Below are 19,066 nucleotides of genomic sequence, written 5' to 3'. Positions count from 1 at the left end.
CGTCTTAACGTCGCTTGGCACTGTTCGCGTCGGCACCACCGCGCTTTGCGTCCAGAACCTCTGCGTCCTGCGTTGCGCGTGCGAGATCATCTGCGGTGGTGATCTTGTAGTTCCGCTCCGTGCCTTGCACAAAGGTCACACCAAGACCGGCCTCTCTGGCAACGGCAACGTCGTCCGCTGCAGTCCCGTCATGATTGCGATGCGCCTTCAGGATCTTGTCGAATGAAAAGCCCTGCGGCGTCTGCGCCCGCCACACTCCGTCACGTGGCACCGGTGCCAGCGCCGCACCGTCACGCGATGTCCAGAGAGCATCTACCAGCGGCAAGGCAGCGCAGGCGCCGTCGCCGTGCTGCAAGGCGTCGATCACACCGGAAATCACGGTTGTCGGCAGAAAAGGGCGGGCAGCGTCGTGAATCAGCACCAATTCCGGGCCGTGGGGCACAAGGTGTTCCAATCCGCAGCGTACCGATTTGGCCCGTGTCTCGGCGCCGTCGACAGCAGGCAAGAGCCGCGCATCCCGCAGCCCCTCCAGCGCGTCCAGGCACAGGGTGCGGTCATCGGGGTGGATTACGGGAACGATCCAGCGCACGGCGCTGATGGACAGGAACGTCTCTGCGACCCGGCGCAACGCGCACGTCGGGCCAAGCGGGATATACTGCTTGGGTGTCTCCGCACCGAGCCTGCGACCCCGCCCTGCGGCGACGATGACAACGGCGACGCTCATGCGGTGCCCCGAGGCAAAGGGGGATTGTGAGCATCGCGATCGGATTTGATTGTGTCGGTCATTTCGTCTCTATGGGGTCGCCCCAGCGGTGAGTGAGGTGATTGACGATCTGGTCGCGGGTCTGTCGATAGCTGGCAAGCTTGGTATCGCGTGTCTCTCCGAGACCCGTCGGGTCAAGGATCGGCCAATATTCTACCGTCAGGTGAAAATAGCGGGTCAGTTCCAGCGCGCGGCGCTGGCTTGCGGGCGAGAGAGCCACCACCAGATCAAACGAAGACAAGTCGTCGCCCCATCGCTCCATCTCGTCAAAGCTGCGCGAACGGTGACGCGACAGTTCGACATTGATCTCTTCGCAGACGGTGATGGCAAAGCCGTCGATCTCCATGTCGTTGTTGACGCCGACGGATTGCACATAGGTATCGGTGCCGTAGAATTTTTTCATGATCCCTTCGGCCATGGGCGAGCGGACAGCGTTATGGTCGCAGCAGAAAAGGATCGACTGGGGCAGTGGCAGCACCCCTAACCTCCAAAATGCAGAATGGAAATCAGGGTGAAAAGGCGACGCGCGGTGTCGGTGTCGATCTCGGCCTTGCCTTCGAGCCGCTCCTGAAGGACGCGGCTGCCTTCGTCGTGAATGCCACGTCGCGCCATGTCGATGGTTTCGATCTGGCCCGGAGGCATGGTCTTGACCGCGTCGTAGTAACTCTTGCAGATTTGAAAGTAGTCCTTGACCACCTGGCGGAATGGGCCAAGCGACAGGTGAAACTCGGCGGCGAGCTGATCCTCTTGGGTCCGCACATCAAAGACAAGGCGCTTGTCCCGGATTGACAGGTTCAGGTTATACGGGCCGTCAGGCACCAGCCGGTCGTCGCGTTTGGGCAAGGCAAAGCTGTTTCCCTCGAGAAGGTCAAACATGGCGACCTTGCGCTCTTGTTCAATCTCGGGCGTTGGCGTTGGCAGATTGGCATCATCCAGCGCGATATGGGCTATGTGACTCATCCGGGCCTGTCCTTTGTCGATTTCGACAGGATTAGCTTGATCGCCCGACCGCCGCAATCCATGGTGCCGCACCGGTGCGGTGTCAACGGCGGCGATTTATGGAAAATGTGCCGGAATTGCCCCATCCCTGAGAGTTGCCCTGCAACCGGGCCAGTCGTTTCACGAGCTGTCTGATGTACCGACCAGCGTTTCCGCTGACAGGCCTGTTGGCAAGCGGAGGACGTCTAGGAGTCACCGTCCGAGCTGTTCAACGCCGATAGTCGTGCGGCGACCGAGAGACCATGTGCCTCGAGGCTCTCCGAGATTGCCAGTGTTTCCGCCGCCACGCCAACAGCGCGCAGCGCACCCGGGGTCATGCGGGACAGGGTCGTGCGCTTGAGAAAATCGATCACCGACAATCCCGAGGAAAAGCGGGCCGAGCGGGCTGTGGGCAAGACGTGGTTGGGGCCTCCGACATAGTCGCCAATCGCCTCCGGCGTCCAGCGTCCGAGAAAGATCGCACCGGCGTGGATTGTCTGTTCCGAGAGTGTATCCGGATCGGCAACGCACAATTCCAGGTGCTCTGGCGCAATGCGGTTGGACAGGGCCGCCGCTTCGTCCAGATCGCGCACCGTGATGATCGCGCCAAAATCGCGCCAGCTGACCCCGGCGATGGCAGCACGCTCCAGCGTTTGCAGGCGTGTTTCTACGGCATCGGCCACGGCGCGGCCAAATCCGGCATCATCGGTGATCAGGATCGACTGCGCGCTTTCATCGTGCTCGGCCTGGCTGAGCAGATCCAGCGCAATCCAGTCAGGATCGTTGTCCTTGTCCGCGATGACGAGAATTTCGGACGGGCCGGCAATCATGTCGATACCGACCTTGCCAAAGACACGTCTTTTTGCTGCTGCCACGAAGGCATTTCCGGGGCCGGTGATCTTGTCCACGGGCGGGATGGTCGCCGTGCCGTAGGCGAGCGCGGCAATCGCCTGTGCACCGCCGATGCGATAGATTTCGTCCACCCCGGCGATCTGCGCTGCGAGCAGAACCAGCGGGTTGATCACGCCATCGGGTGTCGGCACGACCATTGCGAGGCGTTCGACCCCGGCGACCTTGGCGGGAATCGCGTTCATCAGGACCGACGACGGGTAGGAGGCCAAACCGCCCGGCACATAGAGCCCGGCCGCAGAAACCGCCGACCAGCGCCAGCCAAGGGTTGCACCTTCGGGATCGGTCCATGACTGGTCTTCGGGCATCTGCCGAACGTGATATGCACGGATGCGTTCGGCGGCGAGCGCCAGCGCGGTACGCTCCTTTTCCGTTACCTGCGCGACGGCCTGTTTGATTTCCATTGGTGTGAAACGCAGGGTTTCGGGAGAGAGTTCCAGCCGGTCAAGCCGTGCGGTGAGTTCGATCACGGCATCATCGCCACGGGCACGCACGTCGGCGATGATGTTGGCGACAACCGTATCCACATCCGGGCTGTCCTCGCGCTTGGCTGACAGCAGAGCGGTGAATGCTGCTTCAAAGTCAGGCAACGTGGTGTCCAGAAATTGGGGCATGTAGAACTCCTTTGGCGGCCCACATACCCGTACGACCGGGGTGCCTCAAGGACTAAGGGCGGCGGTGTGGCAATGCGGCGAGGCCAAGCCCGACGCTTGCCAGTGCTGTGCCCGAAGCCACGGTCCGAACCTGATTCCAGAATTGCCAGACGTCGGAATAGTTGGTCCAGACACGTTCGGCCTCATCCGGCGCGAGCGGTGTGGCAAGGGTGCCAAGTGCTTCGTTCATGGGGACATTGATCTGCATGGTCAGGATCAGGCCGCCCGCGATATAGATGATCCCGGCCAGAGCGAACCAGATTGCCGATCGCGTTGCGCCGGATTTCCACGCTATGACAGTTGTCAGCAAGAGCGCGACCGGCGTACCGAAAAAGGCCGGGGCAAAGACCGCGTTGCGGACCGAGGCGTTCATGGCCTGCATTGCCTCGATCGCAATGTTCGGATCGATCTGATCCAACCCCCACATCGTGGAGCATACCCAAGCAAAAAAGAAGCCGAATATGGCGCCGGTCAGCAACACTGAAAGCAACGACATCGGGAAAAGCAGAAAACGCATGAAACAATCCTAGTGTGAAATGGCTTTGATCTTCCAACGCAGCCCGACACGGTTTCCGGCGTTGCTGCGGGCTCTTTTTTGCCTCGCCACTTATTCGTGTGGCAATTCGAGCACGTAAAACCAGTCGTGTTGCGGGCCGTCTGCGGTGACGATTGCGTTGGGCCAGCGTCCTTCGCGCCGAAACCCGTGTCGTTCGTAGAATGCAATCGCTCGCGCGTTCGCCGCAGCGACACAGAGTTCAAGCTGCCAGACACCTGTTTTGACTGCATGGTTCAGGAGTGCCGCGATCAGGGTGTCGGCTGCCCCGGAGCCCTGCGCCTGCGGTGTAATGTAGAAAGGGCCGATCGACGCCCTGTGACGCGCCCGTTCAAAGCCCTCCTGTCTGAATGCCGCGATGCCCAGGGCGGTCGCGTCATCAAATACGCCATACCGCCCGCCCTGCGCGATCATCCTGGTATCTTGTTCTTCGCTGACGGTCGCGACCTCATTCGGCGAAGGCAGAAACGCGTCGGGGAAAAGCCGCACGCCCTCACTGCGCAATGCGCGCCAGATGCCGACGTCAGCCGGGCCAAGCAGGCGCGCCTGAATCATTCGGGATGGCCCGGCGCTTTCCCTGAGGGCGCCACATAGGGGCGCGTGACGTCCTTGAGCGTGGCGTCGAGCGCCTCGACCCGCAACCGGAGCGCTCCGTCCCCCGCGAGCGTCAGAACTAGATCGCCCGCCCCGTCCTCGGATGGTTCGAAATCAACCGACAACAGCGACAGGATCAGATCCGTGTCGCTGCGGTCGATGCCTTGCGAGGATACCGCAACGACGTTGTCGAGCACCAGCAACGACTGAACCCGCTCGGGTGCATGGCGATTGCGCGCACCATCTTCCCAGCGAAACCGGTTCAGCAAGAGTGCAAATCGATGCTGTTTTGCCTGCCAGCGCATTTCCGTGATCGGAAAGACCGAATCCTGTACGAGCGAGGAAATGACCTGCAGATCACTGGCATCCTGCGCGCCGAGGTTCAGCGGGCTTTCGCGGCCGTCTTCGAATGTCGCGTCCTGTGTCACTGCTCTTTGATCCGTTCGATTTTTGCACCCACGCCTTCCAGCTTGCGCACCACATGCTCATAGCCGCGGTCAAGATGATAGACCCGGCTGACTGTCGTGTCGCCCTCGGCGGCGAGCCCGGCGAGGATCAACGAGACCGAGGCGCGCAAATCGGTCGCCATCACCGGAGCGCCCTTGAGCCTGTCGACGCCGGTGACCGTGGCGGTGCCGCCATGGACTTCAATCCGTGCCCCCATGCGCAAAAGTTCCGGAGCATGCATGAACCGGTTCTCGAAAATCTTCTCTTCCAGCACGCTGACACCGTCAGCCGTGCACAACAGCGCCATCATTTGTGCCTGCAGATCGGTTGGAAACCCCGGAAAAGGTTCAGTCGTGACATCAACCGCCTTCACGTGATCGCTGCGGCGTTTGACCGACAGGCCCTGTTCCGTTTCGCGAACGTCGATCCCGGCCTCGTCGAGCTTTTCACAGAATGCGCCGACAAGGTTCATACGACCGCCCAGCAGTTCGACCTCGCCGCCACAGATGGCGGGGGCGAGCATATAAGTTCCAAGCTCGATCCGATCCGTGACCACGGGATGAGTGGCCCCATGCAGCCGGTCGACACCCTGGATGGTGATCGTGCTCGTGCCTTCCCCCTCGATCTGAGCGCCCATCTTTTGCAGGCAATGTGCAAGATCGACAATTTCCGGTTCTCGCGCGGCATTCGTAATCACCGTTGTGCCCTTGGCCAGAGTCGCCGCCATCAGCGCGTTTTCCGTCGCCCCGACCGACACCAGCGGGAAGTCGACTTTGCCGCCTTTCAGCCCCCCCCGCGCCCGGGCATGCACGTAGCCGTCCTTCAGCTCCAATTCGGCCCCGAGAGCCTCCAGCGCCTTGAGGTGCAGGTCAACCGGTCGCGCACCGATGGCGCACCCCCCGGGCAAAGAGACGATCGCGTGCCCGTCCCGCGCAAGCATCGGCCCGAGAACAAGAATCGATGCCCGCATCTTGCGGACGATGTCATAGTCTGCGGTGTGATTGTTCAGGTCGTGGCTGGACATGGCGAGGACCTGCCCGTCCTGCAGCTGGCTGACCTCTGCCCCGAGCGATGCGAGCAGTTCGGTCATCGTCCGGATATCGCTGAGCCGGGGTGCGTTGGTCAGGGTCAGCGGTTCGTCACTCAGCAACGTCGCAGGCATCAGGGTCAGGCAGGCATTCTTGGCCCCCGCAATGGGGATTTGCCCGGACAAAGGTCCGTTCCCCGTTACCAAAATCGAATCCATCTACTCTTGTTCCTTGTCATCTTTATTGCCCGCCTCGTCGGCACGTGCCCGCGCTTGCGCCTTGCGTCGTGCCAAGTTCGCCTTGAGCGCGGACTTGAGCCGATCCTCGCGGCTCTGACCTCTTGGCTTGTTCGGACGGGGAGGGGTGTTGCCTGCCATGCCCCTCTCTAGCGCAGCGCACAAAAAGGGTCCAGTTTGTCCTTGCAGGATATCTCGTTTGCGTCTAATGAGCCGCGCACGGCGCTGCTGTAGCTCAGAGGTAGAGCACTCCCTTGGTAAGGGAGAGGTCCAGAGTTCGATTCTCTGCAGCAGCACCATGAATTCTCAATTTGTTGCCGTTTATCAATACTTTGATTGGTGGGATGATGAATTGACTCCTTCCTTTCCTACCTCGGCGGGCTTCTCGCCGCGTAATCGAGCCAGTTGTTCGTCACCGTCGAACAGTTGGACGGCGTTGCGTTGCATGTGGACTGTGGCAGGACTGCGGCATAGGCTCGACCCATGTTGAACAAGGTCGTTTCCGCCGCTGATGCCGCCGCCCTCGTGAAGGACGGCGATACGCTAACCACCTCGGGTTTTGTTGGGATCGGAGTGCCGGATGAACTCCTGGCCGCCATCGAGACGCGTTTCCTCGAGACCGGGAACCCCCGCGACCTGTCGCTGGTCTTTGCCGCCGGACAAGGCGATGGCAAGACACGAGGGTTGAACCGGCTGGGGCATGATGGTTTGCTGAGCCGGGTTGTCGGCGGTCATTGGGGACTGATCCCCAAAGTGGCGGCGCTTGCGGTGGCCGGCAAGATCAAGGGTTGGAACCTACCGCAGGGCTGCATCAGTCAGCTGTACCGCGACATCGCGGCCGGCAAGCCTGGTATGCTGTCCAGGGTAGGTCTTGAGACTTTTGTCGACCCGCGCCAGGGCGGCGGAGCGATCAACGATATCTCGACCGAGCCGCAGGTCGAATTGATGGAGATCGGCGGCGAGGAGATGCTGTTCTATCCTGCGCAACGCCTGACCGTCGCCTTGTTGCGTGGCACCACGGCCGACGAGGCGGGCAATGTGACGATGGAGCGCGAGGCGCTTACCATCGACAACCTCGCACAGGCGATGGCGGTGAAGAACGCCGGTGGCGTGGTGATTGTGCAGGTTGAGCGGATAGCCAGAGCCCGCACGCTGCCCGCGCGCGATGTGCATATCCCCGGCATTCTTGTCGATGCGGTGGTGGTCGCAAAGCCAGAGAACCATGTCCAGACCTATGCCACGGCCTTTAATCAGGGGTTCACCAACCGGATGCGCACTCCGTCGGGGGAAATTCCGCCGATGCCGCTGGATGCCCGCAAGGTGATCGCGCGGCGCTGCGCGTTCGAATTGCCGGTGAACGGCGTGGTCAACCTGGGCATCGGCATGCCCGAAGGCGTGGCCGGCGTGGCCGCGGAAGAAGGTCTGCTGGAGCACATGACCCTCACGGCCGAGCCGGGCGTGATTGGCGGACAGCCGGCATCGGGGCTCGATTTCGGTGCAGCGGTGAACACCGATGCGGTGATCCCGCAGAGCAATCAGTTCGATTTTTACGATGGCGGCGGGCTCGACATGACCTGCCTTGGGCTGGCGCAGGCGGACCGGTACGGCAACGTCAATGTTTCTCGCTTTGGCCCGCGGCTGGCGGGTGCCGGTGGGTTTATCAACATAAGTCAGAATGCGCGCGCAGTGGTGTTTGCCGGTACGTTTACCGCACAGGGTCTCGAGGTCGCGGTGTCCGATGGCGCGATCGAGATCCACCGCGAAGGCCAATCCCGCAAATTTCTGGAAGAGGTTGAACAGATCACCTTTTCGGGTGCCCGTGCTGCGCGTCTCGGCCAACCGGTGACCTATGTGACCGAGCGCTGTGTTTTCGAGCTGACTGCCGAGGGACTGAAGCTGATTGAAATCGCGCCGGGCGTCGATCTGGATCGCGATATTCTTGCCCAGATGGCAGTGCGCCCGATCATTGAAGAGGTCGCCGTGATGGATGTGCGCATTTTCCAACCGGCCGAAATGGATTTGAGGACCGATCTTCTGCATCTGGATCTGCCCGACCGCGTCGCACTGGACCCAGAGAACCACCAGCTCTTCCTCAATTTCGAAAAGATGCGGGTGCGCTCACGGGCCGAAGTGGACCGCGTCGGCCACCTGGTGGCGGAAACCTGCGCTCCATTGGAGCAGCGTGTGGATGTGGTCGTCAACTATGACGGGTTTCGCATCGACGAAATGATCGAAACGGATTGGGCCCGCATGGTCGCCAGCCTTACAGAACGCTACTACCGCGAGGTTTCACGTTATTCCGGATCGGCCTTCATGCGCATGAAGCTCGGCAAGGTCTTTCCCGAGGCTCGCACGCACATATTTGAAACCAGCGATCAGGCGCGCCGCTTTCTGGACTGAGCCGTACGCGGGACGGTGCTATTCATGAAAGAGCGGGTCACAGACGGACCATCACGCTGCTGGCGGCGGATCGGGGTGGGGCCGAATATGGTCAAGAACACAATCGAGGTTGGCGATCTGTTGTCGTAACGGTTGTGGACCATGTCGCCACCGTGCTGTGCCACGCCCTCGTCCTCGACACTGGCTCGGAACAGGGGATCGCCTCGCCACCGGTCGATCCGGGCACCTCCGCCTCCGCCGTCAACGTTCTGACCGATCAGCTTGCCCTTGAGCTGCGCGAGACGGCGGCCCCCATATCGCCCGGTCAATAGTTGCGTGCGGCTGCGCAGCCAACCCGATCAGGCATGGAGAGCGCCTGATCGCATGCGGTTTCGACGACGGATCCGATCAGAGATATCAATCCAGCTGATATCCCGAGGTGGAACGGGAAATCGCGATTTCTTCCTCGGACATCTCCTCGGGAATATGCTCGAACATCGGGGTCGAGAGGTAGCGCTCTCCGGTGTCCGGCAACATGCAGAGGATCGTCGTGCCCGGTTTTGCCTCCTGGGCGATCTCAATGGCTATCGCAAAGGTCGCGCCGCCGGAAATTCCGGTCAGGATGCCCTCTTTGCTGGCCAGCTTGCGTGCCCATTCGATGCCCGCAGGGCCAGCCACCGGCCGGAGCTCGTCATAGTTGCCATTGTCGATCGCTTCCTGCAGGACCGCTGGGATGAAATCCGGTGTCCAGCCCTGGATCGGGTGCGGCTCAAATGCCGGGTGGCCGGATGTAGGGGCACCAGAGGCGTCGCGATCGGTCGGAATGCCGCTATCGATCAATGCGGCGTTGGCGGGTTCAGAGAGGATGATCTTTGTGTCGGGCCGCTTGTCGCGAAGCACCCGAGCCACACCCGTCAACGTTCCGCCGGTGCCATATCCGGTCACGAAATAATCCAGCGGAACGTCGTCGAAGTCGCCCAGAATCTCCTGCGCCGTGGTTGCGGCATGGATCTGGGCATTGGCCTTGGTCTCGAACTGATGGGCAAGGAACCAGCCATGCGCCTCGGCAAGTTCCGCCGCCTTGCGGTACATGCCAAACCCCTTTTCCGCGCGCGGAGTCAGGATGACCTTGGCGCCCAGCATCCGCATCAACCGACGGCGTTCGACCGAAAAGCTGTCGGCCATGGTGACGACGAGCGGGTAGCCCTTTTGCGCACAAACCATCGCAAGCCCGATACCGGTGTTGCCGCTTGTTGCCTCGATCACCGTCTGACCGGGCTTGAGCGCGCCGTCGCGTTCGGCGGCCTCGATGATGTTGACGGCAAGGCGATCCTTGACCGATCCGGCCGGATTAAACGCCTCGAACTTGACGTACAGGTTGATCCCCTCGGGACCCAGATTGTTTACGCGGATCGTCGGGGTGTTACCAATCGTATCAAGAACGCTCTCATATCTGCGCCGGTTGCCCTGGGTTGTCCTCAGTTTGTTCTCGGTCATCGCTTTCCCTCGTCTTGGTGAACAGGCTGGTGTCTGAAAATCCGAAAACAGCCTCATGGAGCAAACCTAGCACCGAAACTGCCAACTTGTCTTGCCGATCACCGGCATCAACAGAACAGACCTAGTACCTGAGCACCCGTCCGCCGCCCCCGACCACAAATTTACGCACGTCGGCAAAGCCCGGTGGGTTCCGCTCGGCCAGAACCTGAAAGGGGCGCTGCGGCAGGATGATGGCGCGTTCGGTCTGTGTGGCACCGGTATCGGCCCCACGCCCGGCAAAGGGATCGAGCGCAAAGACCTCGCGTTCGACTTTGGAAAACCAGCCGGCGCGCTCCTCTACAACCCGTTCGCTTTGGAGGTCTTCGGCGGTCCAGGCGAGCGCCCAATCCTGCCCCTCCGGCGCGGCTGCATCGGCCAGCACCTTGGGCAAAGGGCCGGATTGTCGGGTGTAGGCGCTGGAATACATCGGTCCCAGATGGAACCGGCGCAGGCGCTTGGGGTGCAGATCCGAAAAATCCTCGTCAAATCCGCGTGCGATGGTCAGGAGTTTCAGCCCTCCGAGGCTCTGCGCGGTCAGATGCGCCTGAACTCCGGGCCAGCGCCGTTCGTCCTTTGGCAGTGCCTTGCTGCCGGTGTCCTCAAGCTCCATCAGGTAGACCACAGGCAGGTTGGTCTGACTGTCATAGACGGCCCAATGCAGCAGGAACCTGCGGCGATCTTCGGCCACATTTCCCAGCCAGACGCAGTCGGGGTCATTCTGCGTCCAGAACAACTGTCCCTTGAGCAATTCCTGATAATACAGCCTTTGGGACAGCGCGAATTGCAGCTTTGTCGGGATTTCACGGTCTGTGATGATGACCCGCACCATATCGTCCTTGAGTGCCGCCTCCGACGGCATGTTCGCCAGATGCGCTGCCGCCTGCTGTGCATCGTTGGCCATGGTCATCAGCTCGGTCGCGACCGGAAAGCCGCTCTCGTGCGTGTCAATCGTAAGCGAGCCAAAGAACCGTCCGGTGTCACGCCCGACCAGCAGGTATTTCATAGACAGGGCGCGGAAGGTGAATGTCAGCGCCATGACATAGCGGGTCAGTACCTTGACCTCGGTCTTGTTCAGGGATCCGTCGGCCTCCATCGCGCCGGCGACCCGCGTCAGGTGCCCGGTGATCGCCTCGAACTTGCGGAAATAGCGGCGGCTGGCGAACAGGTCCGTCAGCCCGGTGTGATCGTGATCTGGCGCGTCGATCACTGCGGACTACCCGCCATACAAATTCTTGTCATGCTTCTCGACAATTGCCGCGAACCGGCGGGCGAACCGTTCATCTGCCTTGGCCTTTTTCTCAAGCACATCGCGGGCGAAAACCATGTGATCCTCATGCGCGTCCAGCATGTCGGCCATCTTCTGGTTGGTTGCTGTGCCGATGGCGGCCATCGCGGTTTGCGCCTCTTGATCGGTCTTGACCCCGATCTCGTTGATCCGGTGCGCCACGTCCTGCTGTTGCGCGGTCTTCAGCGATTTGGTCAGCGCATCATAAAGCACCACCCGCTGCGCGGTGTCTGTCTGTAGCTTGTTGATCAGAACCATCTGCGTTGCTGCCTGATTTTGCAGGCTGTCGACCCAAGTCTTACCCTTTTCGATATAGCGTTCCAGCGTCTGGGACTTTGCCAGCTTGACCTGTTCGTCCTGAACCATGGCGTTGTATTTCGCGTTCAAATCGGCCAGTTCGGTTTCCAGCTTGGTCCGAGCCGCGGCGTCCTGTTCAACGCTGATCTTGTTTTCGAGTTCGATGATCTTGGGGTCCATGGCCAGAATGTCGGCCCGCACGGCCTCCAGCGCACCAACGGTGCTCTCCCGCTCGTCCAAAGTGCTGGCGAGGTTGGTCCCAACCTTTTCCTTCTGCTCGTTCAGAACTTCGAGCTGGCCTTCCAGCAGCTTGACGATCACGTCGGATTTGCCGATCAGGTCCTGCAGCTTGTCATCGATGTTGGCCATGCGCATGCGTTCCTGACGCATCGATTCCGATTTTCCACGGCTGAAAATCCCGACGAAGCTCTCCCATCCGGTCTTGGAGCGCATTTCGTCGAAATCCTTGGAAAACGCGCTGGTCACGTCGTCGAGCCCCATGATCAGTTCTGCGATATTCGCGGTCATCACATCGGTATGGGCGTGCACATCGTCCAGCGTCGCGTTTTCGATGTCGATACTGGCGTCCTCGCCCGCTTCGATCTTGGCGCGCGCCGCCTCGATCCGGCTGGTCATGGCCTTGATCTCGGATTGGCCCTTGGCGACCTGAGCCTGGGACTCGCGCACCATTTCTTCGAAATTCGTCATCACAGTCTCTCCGTCTCAAATCCCATGGGGTTCATATAGAGTTTGTAACAGTCATTCACATTAGCCACCCTGCGCAATTGCACGAACTCTTGCAAATCAGCGGGTGAAAGAAAAGCAGCGTATGCCCGATCGGGACGACCGGGCACCCGATATCACTGTGTCTTGAGATAGGCGATGATCGCCATCCGTTCATCCGGGGTCAGGCCTGTCTTGGGGAATTCATGCCCCATGTTGCCGTTCCCCCGCAGCGATGTGTCAAACCGGAATAGCCCCGGCGCCTCGTCGCTGACAAATCCGAGCTGCTCGCGGTCAACCTCGCGACCGCCGGTCCAGAACACCGCCCGCCGCTCGGACGGAGGTGAAAGCAGTTCGTAGACGGTCGGCACGGACCCGTTGTGCAGGTAGGGGCCGGTGGCCCAGACCCCGGCGAGCGGCGGCGCTTTCAGTTGCATGAAGGTCTCTTTGGTAGGGCTGTAGGGCACGGGTTTGCCATCGTCGCCTTTGGTGAAGCGGAAACCGTGCAGTGCGATTTGAGTGTCCTGGCTCATCCCCTGATCCGCCATCGCCTTGCCGACGACCTTGGCCACCGTGGAGATAAAGAACTCTGCCGCCGGGATCACCGGCCTGTCGCCGAAACCCGCAGCGGTAATCGCGTTGGTTTTTACCAGACGGAACAGCAGCGATTCGATATAGGCGGGATCGGTTCCGACAGTGCGATAGTTCACCCGCCCGATTTCGATGAAATCCTTGCCAAAGTAGTTCTTGACGGGATCGGTCCGCTTGTAGGGCGCCATGTTGTGACACCCGGCGCAGTTCTTTTCAAACAGCGCCTTGCCCGTTTCGGCACGGGCCTGATCAATATCACCCATGATCTCTTCGTCCCAGGCGGGCGGAGACAGTTCGGTCAGCCACGCCTCCATGGCCGCAAGCTGCTCCAGCAGGATCGTCGATTCATAGGGGGCTCCCGATGTCGCATTCAGGTTGGCATGGCCAAAAACGCCAAGAACCTCGCCGCTGTTGCGACCGATGGGGCTGGCGGCAATGGGGCTCCATTGCACAAACTCCAGGTCGGGCGCCAGCCATAGCGGCGGGTAGCTGGTAGGGGCCTCGACAGGATACAGGTTGGCCGTCACGTTCTGATCCCTGAAGGCCAGCGAATTGACGATCTGCGTCAGCGCATCCACCCGGCCAAAGCCAGACTGCAGTGCCGGGCGGCGCAGCGCTGCTTCGGCCGTGAAATCCACCTGGAACATCGCAAACCCGCCTTTGAGACGCGCGGCATTCTCGGGTGTCAGGTCGTCACCCAGAACAGCCCCGGCAAAGCGTTTGAAGCGTTCTTCGTCTACCAGCGTGATTTGGACGACGCGGGCCAGATCCTGAAAGAAGTTGTCAAAATCAAAGTTTGCAGGGGCCCCGTCGACGCGGATTGTGCGCCCGTCCACGGTGACAGCCGAGGTGTGACAGGCCGCACAGGTCAGCCCGACGGCAGGCCCGACGCCCGGCGCACCGGGCGCGGGATCAATTGCAAAGCCCACCGGGTAGCCATCAGGGTTCAGGTCGTGCTCTCCCACGGGCGCGATCAGACCATATTTTACCAGATTTTCCGGATTGCTGAATCGTCCGTCGCCGACCAGTGTCTCAAGCGCCCTGAACCACGCGTTGGGCATCATTTGTGACCCCTGTGGCGTGAAATAGAACATTTCGCGCAGCTCGGCCGACCATCCCTGATCAAGATAAACCGGTTCATCCGTCATCGCCGGATCGCAGGCGACCAATCCGGCGGCCAGCAATCCCGCAGTCAGTGCGCTCAACCGCATGTTCTTGCCGGAAACCATCATCACTCTAACCTCAAAATCTGTCCGCGCCGGACACAGAACCGTCCGGCTAAAAAAGGAAAATACGTTCCAGACGCGAAATGGCACCGGGACGGCGTACGTTGTCCACCAGCGCAGATTACACCAAAAGCCGGGCAAACGGAAACCTTGCTTCAACCGGTGATTGCGCGATTGGAACGAGGGCGGGCAGGGGACCGTGCCGTATCAAGGTTGGGGTGCCCTACGGCGACCGCAAACAGGTCAATGCATCACCCGACAACGTTGAACTCCGGCCCATAGGGATAGCCGGTGATGTTGTCGTTTCCATCTTCGGTAATGACCAAGATATCATGCTCGCGATATCCGCCAGCGCCGGGTTGCCCCTGCGCGATGGTCAGCATCGGCTCCATCGAAATCACCATGCCGGGTTCCAGCACCGTGTCGATATCTTCGCGCAATTCCAACCCTGCCTCCCGACCGTAGTAGTGCGAGAGTACGCCAAAGGAGTGACCATACCCAAAGGTCCGGTGCTGCAGCAGATCGCGCTCTTCAAAGAAGGCGTTGATCTTTTGCGTGATCTCGGAGCAGCGTGCGCCGGGCTGCAAGAGCGACATGCCGTATTCGTGGGCGGCGACGTTGGCTTGCCAAATTTTCAGGCTGGCGGGATCGACCTCTCGCACGAACAGCGTGCGTTCCAGTGCTGTGTAATAGCCTGAAATCATCGGAAAGGTATTGAGACTGAGAATATCGCCGCGTTCCAGCCGCCGTCCGGTGACTGGATTATGGGCACCGTCGGTATTCAGACCCGACTGGAACCACACCCAGGTGTCGCGGTACTCGGCATCGGGAAAACGCCTGGCGATCTCGGCCTCCATTGCGCCCCGTCCGGCCATCGCCACGTCAATCTCGCGCACACCCGTCTTGATTGCGTCCCGGATCGCATATCCGCCCACATCGGCAACCTGCGCACCTTGGCGGATCAGCGCAATTTCGGCCTCGCTCTTGTACATGCGCTGGCGCATGGTGGTCTCAAACAGATCGACCATCGTGAGCGGCTGCAGGAAATCCTCGAGATTGTCCCGTTGCATCAGGGTCAGGTGATCACCTTCGTAGCCAATGACCTTGCCAGTGCCCGTGATCGAGGCAATCGCCCGCCAGAAATTGTCGCGCTGCCAGTCGGTATAGGTGATGTTGTCGCAAAAGCTGCGCCGCCAAGGTTGCCCGGCATCGATCCCGGCGCTGACGGTCACACACTCTGTTTCGGTCACCACGAGGCCATAGGGACGCCCGAAGGCGCAATAGAGAAACCCTGAATAATAGGCGACGTTGTGCATCGACGTGAACACTGCGGCGGCGGCACCTGTGGCCTCGATGCGTTCACGCAATTCGGTGATCCTGGCCTCGTATTCCGCGGGCTCAAACGGGAGAACGGCCTTTTCGCCGTTGTGAAATCGGTACATTTCCGGACGCGTGGTCATGAATGCTCCTCCGTTGCAGAAAGGTCGCGGCGTACAGGTCGAAGAAGAAGCGATTAGATCGGGCGACGCCATCCACCGGGCGGTTCCATAGGTCGCGAAAAACCGCGGGCGTGACAAGAAGTTTTGTCGCAGCCATTCCGAATTGGAGATCAGCGACGCGAACAATTCGTTTAAGATCGAGTTTATTTTGCGCGGCCCGATTTCAGCGAACATTAAGCCGTCGCGGCACTACTGGGACAACCGGAGATCGTCAGACAGGCGATCCCCCGAAAAACCCGGACGTGGTGCGAGCAGGATAGCAATGGCGACGACTTTCAATGTGATCTCCCTTGGGAGAACGGCGGATCTTGACACAGTAGAGGGCAACAGCACAGCTGAAGGCGCCTCTGATCTGGTAGGGACGAGTTTTGGCTCAGACACTGACCCCCTTTGCCATCAGGTTCAGATCCTGTCGCCGGGTAACACCGGCTTTCGCAGTGGCGTCAGCAACGTCTATGATCTGGACAATTCTCCATCCGAGACATTTCGAATCGATGGCGGCCCTGAGCAGGTGTTCGACGGCACGGCCATTTTCGGAGCAACGCTCACCTACACCGATGGCACCACCGCGCAAATCAGCGCCGTGTTGTTCCAGGATACGTCCGGGAACACCTATCTTGCACCCGAGTTTTCGGCAAATGCCGACCAGAGAGCGCTGGTCGCGAAACCGATCCAGTCTCTGAACCTCGATAGTGTTGAACGTGATTTTCTGCTGAGTGGCCTGACCGGTGATCGTGAAGTCGATAGCTTCATGGTTTGCTTTTCACAAGGTACGCAAATCGACACACCGTCAGGGCCCGTCCCGGTCGAACACCTGAGAGTCGGCGATGCCGTCAGCAGTATCGATGGCGGCCCCCGGGCAATCCGCTGGATCGGCTCGAGGGTCGTCTCCGCGACACCATCTATGCGCTCGGTCCGGATCAAGGCCGGTGCGCTCGGCAGCGGTCTTCCATTTCGCGACCTGCATGTTTCCCAACAGCATCGGATCTTGGCCCGTTCCAGGATTGCCAAGCGGATGTTCGGACAGGGCGAGATCCTTGTCGCGGCCAAGAAACTTGTAGGCTTGCCCGGTATCGACCTCGTATTCGAACAGCCCCTGATCACTTATTGGCACATCTTATGTAATCGGCACGAGATTGTTTTCGCGGAAGGTGCACCGGCGGAAACCCTGTTCACCGGAAAGGAGGCGAGCGTGGCATTGGGCCAACGAACGGTCAGGGATATCAAGGCAAAATGCCCCGATCTGGCCTTTCGGTTCGCTGGGGACATTCCGGCCCGTTTGCTGCCATCTCCCAAAGAGCAGAAGGTCTTTGCACGACGCCTCTTGAAGAACGGCAAGTCTGTTTTGGAGCTTGGTTTGTCAAGGTCCCTGATTTCATCGGGGCCGAACGCACCTGAGGAACATCCGGGACGCGTCGCCGCGCTAACAAGGTCCGAACCCGTATCCGACTTCGGGCCGCAAACGTCGCAATGGCTGTTCCTCGGCGTGACGCCCATTTCAACCTGCCAGACGTCGGCCAGCCAACGGGCATGAGTCAGAACGGCCTGACGCCCGTTTGAACCCAGCCGGTGCACGATCTCAATCGCGGATCGATCCCGCATCAGGATCGTGTTCGTGGGCTCGGCACCCGCGTGCGTCTTCCTGATATCGGCGTTCATGGTTGTTCGCACAGGCATCTTCCCGTTCTCGCCGGTTTTCCCCGCAGAGCCCTCTGGACAAAGCTGGCCTCACCTGCTTTGCGTGCGCGAGTAGATTACCTTGCTGGAGGGCATTTCAATGCTTGACACGACAACCGACCTAAAATCCCTGTTGAATGATCCCGATCTTCTGGTCACCAAGGCCTATATTGGCGGCGAATGGATTGATGGCGACAATGGAACTTTTGCCGTTACGAACCCTGCGCGAGGAGACGTGATCGCCGAGGTCGCCGATCTGAGCCGTGAACAGGTTGCCGATGCCATCGCTCAGGCCGAGACCGCCCAAAAGGACTGGGCGGCCATGACCGGCAAGGAACGCGCGGGCATCCTGCGCAATTGGTTCGACCTGATGATGGAGAACGCGCAGGATCTTGGCCGTATCCTGACGGCGGAACAGGGCAAGCCCCTGACCGAATCCGTGGGCGAGATCGCTTACGGGGCGTCCTTCATCGAGTTCTTCGGCGAAGAAGCCAAACGGATTTACGGTGAGATGATCCCCGGGCACCAGCGTGACAAGCGGATCATGGTTCTGAAACAACCCATTGGAGTGGCGGCCTCCATCACCCCGTGGAATTTCCCGAACGCGATGATCACCCGCAAGGCAGCACCTGCGCTTGCCGCCGGATGTTCCTTTGTCGCACGCCCAGCCAAGGAAACGCCGCTTTCCGCACTGGTCATGGGGGTGCTGGCCGAACGCGCGGGCGTTCCTGCGGGCGTGTTCAACGTGGTTACATCCTCGTCCTCGAGCGCCATCGGCAAGGAATTCTGCGAAAACCCCGCCGTGCGCAAGCTGACCTTCACTGGCAGCACGGAAGTCGGGCGCATCCTGCTAAAGCAAGCCGCAGATCAGGTGATGAAATGCTCCATGGAACTGGGTGGGAACGCGCCGTTCATCGTATTCGATGACGCCGATCTGGACGCGGCGGTCGAAGGCGCGATGATGTGCAAATTCCGCAACAACGGCCAGACCTGTGTCTGCGCCAACCGCATCTATGTGCAGGCCGGTGTCTATGACGCGTTCGCGGCCAAGCTGAAGGTGGCGGTCGAGAATCTGAATGTCGGTGACGGGCTGAATGACGGCGTTACGACAGGCCCGCTGATCAATCAGGACGCGGTCGAAAAGGTTCTGGAACATCTGGGCGACGTCACAGCCAAGGGCGGCGAGGTTCTGACAGGTGGCAAACGCCACGAATTGGGCGGAACTTTCTTCGAACCGACTGTCGTCACCGGTGTGACGCAGGACATGGCCGTTGCCAAGGAAGAAACCTTTGGTCCGCTGGCGCCTCTGTTCAAATTCGATGACGAGGACGAAGTGATCGCGATGGCGAATGACACCATCTTTGGTCTCGCCGCCTATTTCTACGCCAAGGATCTGAGCCGCGTCTACAAGGTCGCCGAGGCGCTGGAGTATGGTATCGTCGGTGTCAACACCGGTATCATCTCTACCGAAGTCGCGCCCTTTGGCGGGGTCAAGCAATCCGGCCTTGGTCGCGAGGGCAGCCACCATGGAATCGAGGATTACCTCGAAATGAAATATGTCTGCCTGTCGGTCTGAGACCAGATACAGAAATTATGTTCGGGGCGGCCTGCGGGTCGCCCCGATGTCATTTGCCCAAGCGGGTTGCCCGCACCGTCGATCGCAGATATTTTTATCAACCCGGCCAAGGATTG

General features: G+C 60.3%; 18 protein-coding genes and 1 tRNA gene. 4 read left to right on the top strand and 15 right to left on the bottom strand.

The window, feature by feature from the left end:
* Positions 1-4 precede the first annotated feature (4 nt).
* The 9 genes from ispD to QO231_RS20020 all read right to left on the bottom strand — a co-directional run bounded on the left by ispD (position 5) and on the right by QO231_RS20020 (position 6,302).
* Positions 5-724, bottom strand: a complete 720-nt coding sequence (ispD, locus tag QO231_RS20060) for a 2-C-methyl-D-erythritol 4-phosphate cytidylyltransferase (protein WP_316780638.1) — start codon at positions 722-724, stop codon at positions 5-7.
* Between the two features lie 58 nt (positions 725-782).
* Positions 783-1,241 (bottom strand): arsenate-mycothiol transferase ArsC, encoded by a 459-nt coding sequence (locus QO231_RS20055; RefSeq protein WP_316780635.1) that lies wholly within the window; start codon positions 1,239-1,241, stop codon positions 783-785.
* 2 nt (positions 1,242-1,243) lie between these two features.
* Complete coding sequence (locus tag QO231_RS20050; protein WP_316780633.1) at positions 1,244-1,723, bottom strand: UPF0262 family protein; 480 nt, start codon at positions 1,721-1,723, stop codon at positions 1,244-1,246.
* Positions 1,724-1,947: 224 nt separating this feature from the next.
* On the bottom strand, positions 1,948-3,264 hold the full coding sequence (gene hisD, locus QO231_RS20045; RefSeq protein WP_316780631.1) for a histidinol dehydrogenase: 1,317 nt from the start codon (positions 3,262-3,264) through the stop codon (positions 1,948-1,950).
* Positions 3,265-3,316: 52 nt separating this feature from the next.
* A complete protein-coding gene (locus tag QO231_RS20040) occupies positions 3,317-3,820 on the bottom strand; it encodes an anthrone oxygenase family protein (protein WP_316780628.1) in 504 nt (167 codons plus the stop codon).
* A gap of 90 nt (positions 3,821-3,910) precedes the next feature.
* Positions 3,911-4,411, bottom strand: coding sequence for a GNAT family N-acetyltransferase (locus QO231_RS20035; RefSeq protein WP_316780625.1), 501 nt, complete (start codon positions 4,409-4,411; stop codon positions 3,911-3,913).
* Positions 4,408-4,878 (bottom strand): DUF2948 family protein, encoded by a 471-nt coding sequence (locus QO231_RS20030; RefSeq protein ID WP_316780623.1) that lies wholly within the window; start codon positions 4,876-4,878, stop codon positions 4,408-4,410. The genes QO231_RS20035 and QO231_RS20030 overlap by 4 nt, the downstream gene beginning before the upstream one ends.
* Entirely contained in the window at positions 4,875-6,143 is a 1,269-nt protein-coding gene (gene murA, locus QO231_RS20025; protein ID WP_316780621.1) for a UDP-N-acetylglucosamine 1-carboxyvinyltransferase, read from the bottom strand. Before murA ends, QO231_RS20030 begins: the two co-directional genes overlap by 4 nt.
* Positions 6,144-6,302 (bottom strand): hypothetical protein, encoded by a 159-nt coding sequence (locus tag QO231_RS20020; protein WP_316780618.1) that lies wholly within the window; start codon positions 6,300-6,302, stop codon positions 6,144-6,146.
* Positions 6,303-6,385: 83 nt separating this feature from the next.
* On the opposite strand from QO231_RS20020, the gene QO231_RS20015 reads away from it, so the two are divergent.
* A tRNA-Thr gene (locus QO231_RS20015) sits at positions 6,386-6,460 on the top strand.
* A gap of 184 nt (positions 6,461-6,644) precedes the next feature.
* Positions 6,645-8,561, top strand: a complete 1,917-nt coding sequence (locus QO231_RS20010) for an acyl CoA:acetate/3-ketoacid CoA transferase (protein ID WP_316780616.1) — start codon at positions 6,645-6,647, stop codon at positions 8,559-8,561.
* On the opposite strand, the gene QO231_RS20005 is transcribed toward QO231_RS20010, so the two are convergent.
* From QO231_RS20005 to QO231_RS19980, 6 genes are all read right to left on the bottom strand, one after another.
* A complete protein-coding gene (locus tag QO231_RS20005) occupies positions 8,537-8,869 on the bottom strand; it encodes a hypothetical protein (protein WP_316780613.1) in 333 nt (110 codons plus the stop codon). The genes QO231_RS20010 and QO231_RS20005 overlap by 25 nt on opposite strands.
* An 88-nt stretch (positions 8,870-8,957) precedes the next feature.
* The gene (locus QO231_RS20000) at positions 8,958-10,037 is read right to left on the bottom strand and encodes a PLP-dependent cysteine synthase family protein (protein WP_316780611.1); all 1,080 of its coding nucleotides are present in this window, start codon (positions 10,035-10,037) and stop codon (positions 8,958-8,960) included.
* 121 nt (positions 10,038-10,158) lie between these two features.
* Positions 10,159-11,283: a hypothetical protein gene (locus QO231_RS19995; protein WP_394356648.1), complete on the bottom strand. Its 1,125-nt coding sequence runs from the start codon at positions 11,281-11,283 to the stop codon at positions 10,159-10,161.
* Positions 11,284-11,289: 6 nt separating this feature from the next.
* Positions 11,290-12,366 carry a hypothetical protein gene (locus tag QO231_RS19990; RefSeq protein WP_316780608.1) on the bottom strand — a complete coding sequence of 359 codons (1,077 nt, stop codon included), beginning with the start codon at positions 12,364-12,366 and terminating at the stop codon, positions 11,290-11,292.
* A 152-nt stretch (positions 12,367-12,518) separates the two neighbouring features.
* Positions 12,519-14,204, bottom strand: a complete 1,686-nt coding sequence (locus QO231_RS19985; RefSeq protein WP_316780605.1) for a di-heme-cytochrome C peroxidase — start codon at positions 14,202-14,204, stop codon at positions 12,519-12,521.
* A gap of 245 nt (positions 14,205-14,449) precedes the next feature.
* Positions 14,450-15,658 (bottom strand): M24 family metallopeptidase, encoded by a 1,209-nt coding sequence (locus QO231_RS19980; protein WP_316780602.1) that lies wholly within the window; start codon positions 15,656-15,658, stop codon positions 14,450-14,452.
* Positions 15,659-15,959: 301 nt separating this feature from the next.
* Here QO231_RS19980 and QO231_RS19975 point away from each other — a divergent pair, with 301 nt between their 5' ends.
* Together QO231_RS19975 and QO231_RS19970 are read left to right on the top strand one after the other, a co-directional pair.
* Positions 15,960-17,231, top strand: a complete 1,272-nt coding sequence (locus QO231_RS19975) for a Hint domain-containing protein (RefSeq protein ID WP_316780599.1) — start codon at positions 15,960-15,962, stop codon at positions 17,229-17,231.
* Between the two features lie 243 nt (positions 17,232-17,474).
* Complete coding sequence (locus QO231_RS19970; protein ID WP_316780595.1) at positions 17,475-18,950, top strand: NAD-dependent succinate-semialdehyde dehydrogenase; 1,476 nt, start codon at positions 17,475-17,477, stop codon at positions 18,948-18,950.
* The last annotated feature ends 116 nt before the right edge of the window (positions 18,951-19,066 follow it).

The sequence above is a fragment of the Sedimentitalea todarodis genome, assembly GCF_032595355.1.
GTDB lineage: Bacteria > Pseudomonadota > Alphaproteobacteria > Rhodobacterales > Rhodobacteraceae > Sedimentitalea > Sedimentitalea todarodis.
This window is presented reverse-complemented; position numbering and strand designations above follow the sequence as displayed.

Bases quoted from the DNA above. Each gene is read 5' to 3' on its own strand.
- ispD (WP_316780638.1), bottom strand. From the start codon at position 724: ATGAGCGTCGCCGTTGTCATCGTCGCCGCAGGGCGGGGTCGCAGGCTC.
- QO231_RS20050 (WP_316780633.1), bottom strand. From the start codon at position 1,723: ATGAGTCACATAGCCCATATCGCGCTGGATGATGCCAATCTGCCAACG.
- hisD (WP_316780631.1), bottom strand. From the start codon at position 3,264: ATGCCCCAATTTCTGGACACCACGTTGCCTGACTTTGAAGCAGCATTC.
- QO231_RS20040 (WP_316780628.1), bottom strand. From the start codon at position 3,820: ATGCGTTTTCTGCTTTTCCCGATGTCGTTGCTTTCAGTGTTGCTGACC.
- QO231_RS20035 (WP_316780625.1), bottom strand. From the start codon at position 4,411: ATGATTCAGGCGCGCCTGCTTGGCCCGGCTGACGTCGGCATCTGGCGC.
- murA (WP_316780621.1), bottom strand. From the start codon at position 6,143: ATGGATTCGATTTTGGTAACGGGGAACGGACCTTTGTCCGGGCAAATC.
- QO231_RS20020 (WP_316780618.1), bottom strand. From the start codon at position 6,302: ATGGCAGGCAACACCCCTCCCCGTCCGAACAAGCCAAGAGGTCAGAGC.
- QO231_RS20010 (WP_316780616.1), top strand. From the start codon at position 6,645: ATGTTGAACAAGGTCGTTTCCGCCGCTGATGCCGCCGCCCTCGTGAAG.
- QO231_RS20000 (WP_316780611.1), bottom strand. From the start codon at position 10,037: ATGACCGAGAACAAACTGAGGACAACCCAGGGCAACCGGCGCAGATAT.
- QO231_RS19990 (WP_316780608.1), bottom strand. From the start codon at position 12,366: ATGACGAATTTCGAAGAAATGGTGCGCGAGTCCCAGGCTCAGGTCGCC.
- QO231_RS19985 (WP_316780605.1), bottom strand. From the start codon at position 14,204: ATGATGGTTTCCGGCAAGAACATGCGGTTGAGCGCACTGACTGCGGGA.
- QO231_RS19980 (WP_316780602.1), bottom strand. From the start codon at position 15,658: ATGACCACGCGTCCGGAAATGTACCGATTTCACAACGGCGAAAAGGCC.
- QO231_RS19975 (WP_316780599.1), top strand. From the start codon at position 15,960: ATGGCGACGACTTTCAATGTGATCTCCCTTGGGAGAACGGCGGATCTT.
- QO231_RS19970 (WP_316780595.1), top strand. From the start codon at position 17,475: ATGCTTGACACGACAACCGACCTAAAATCCCTGTTGAATGATCCCGAT.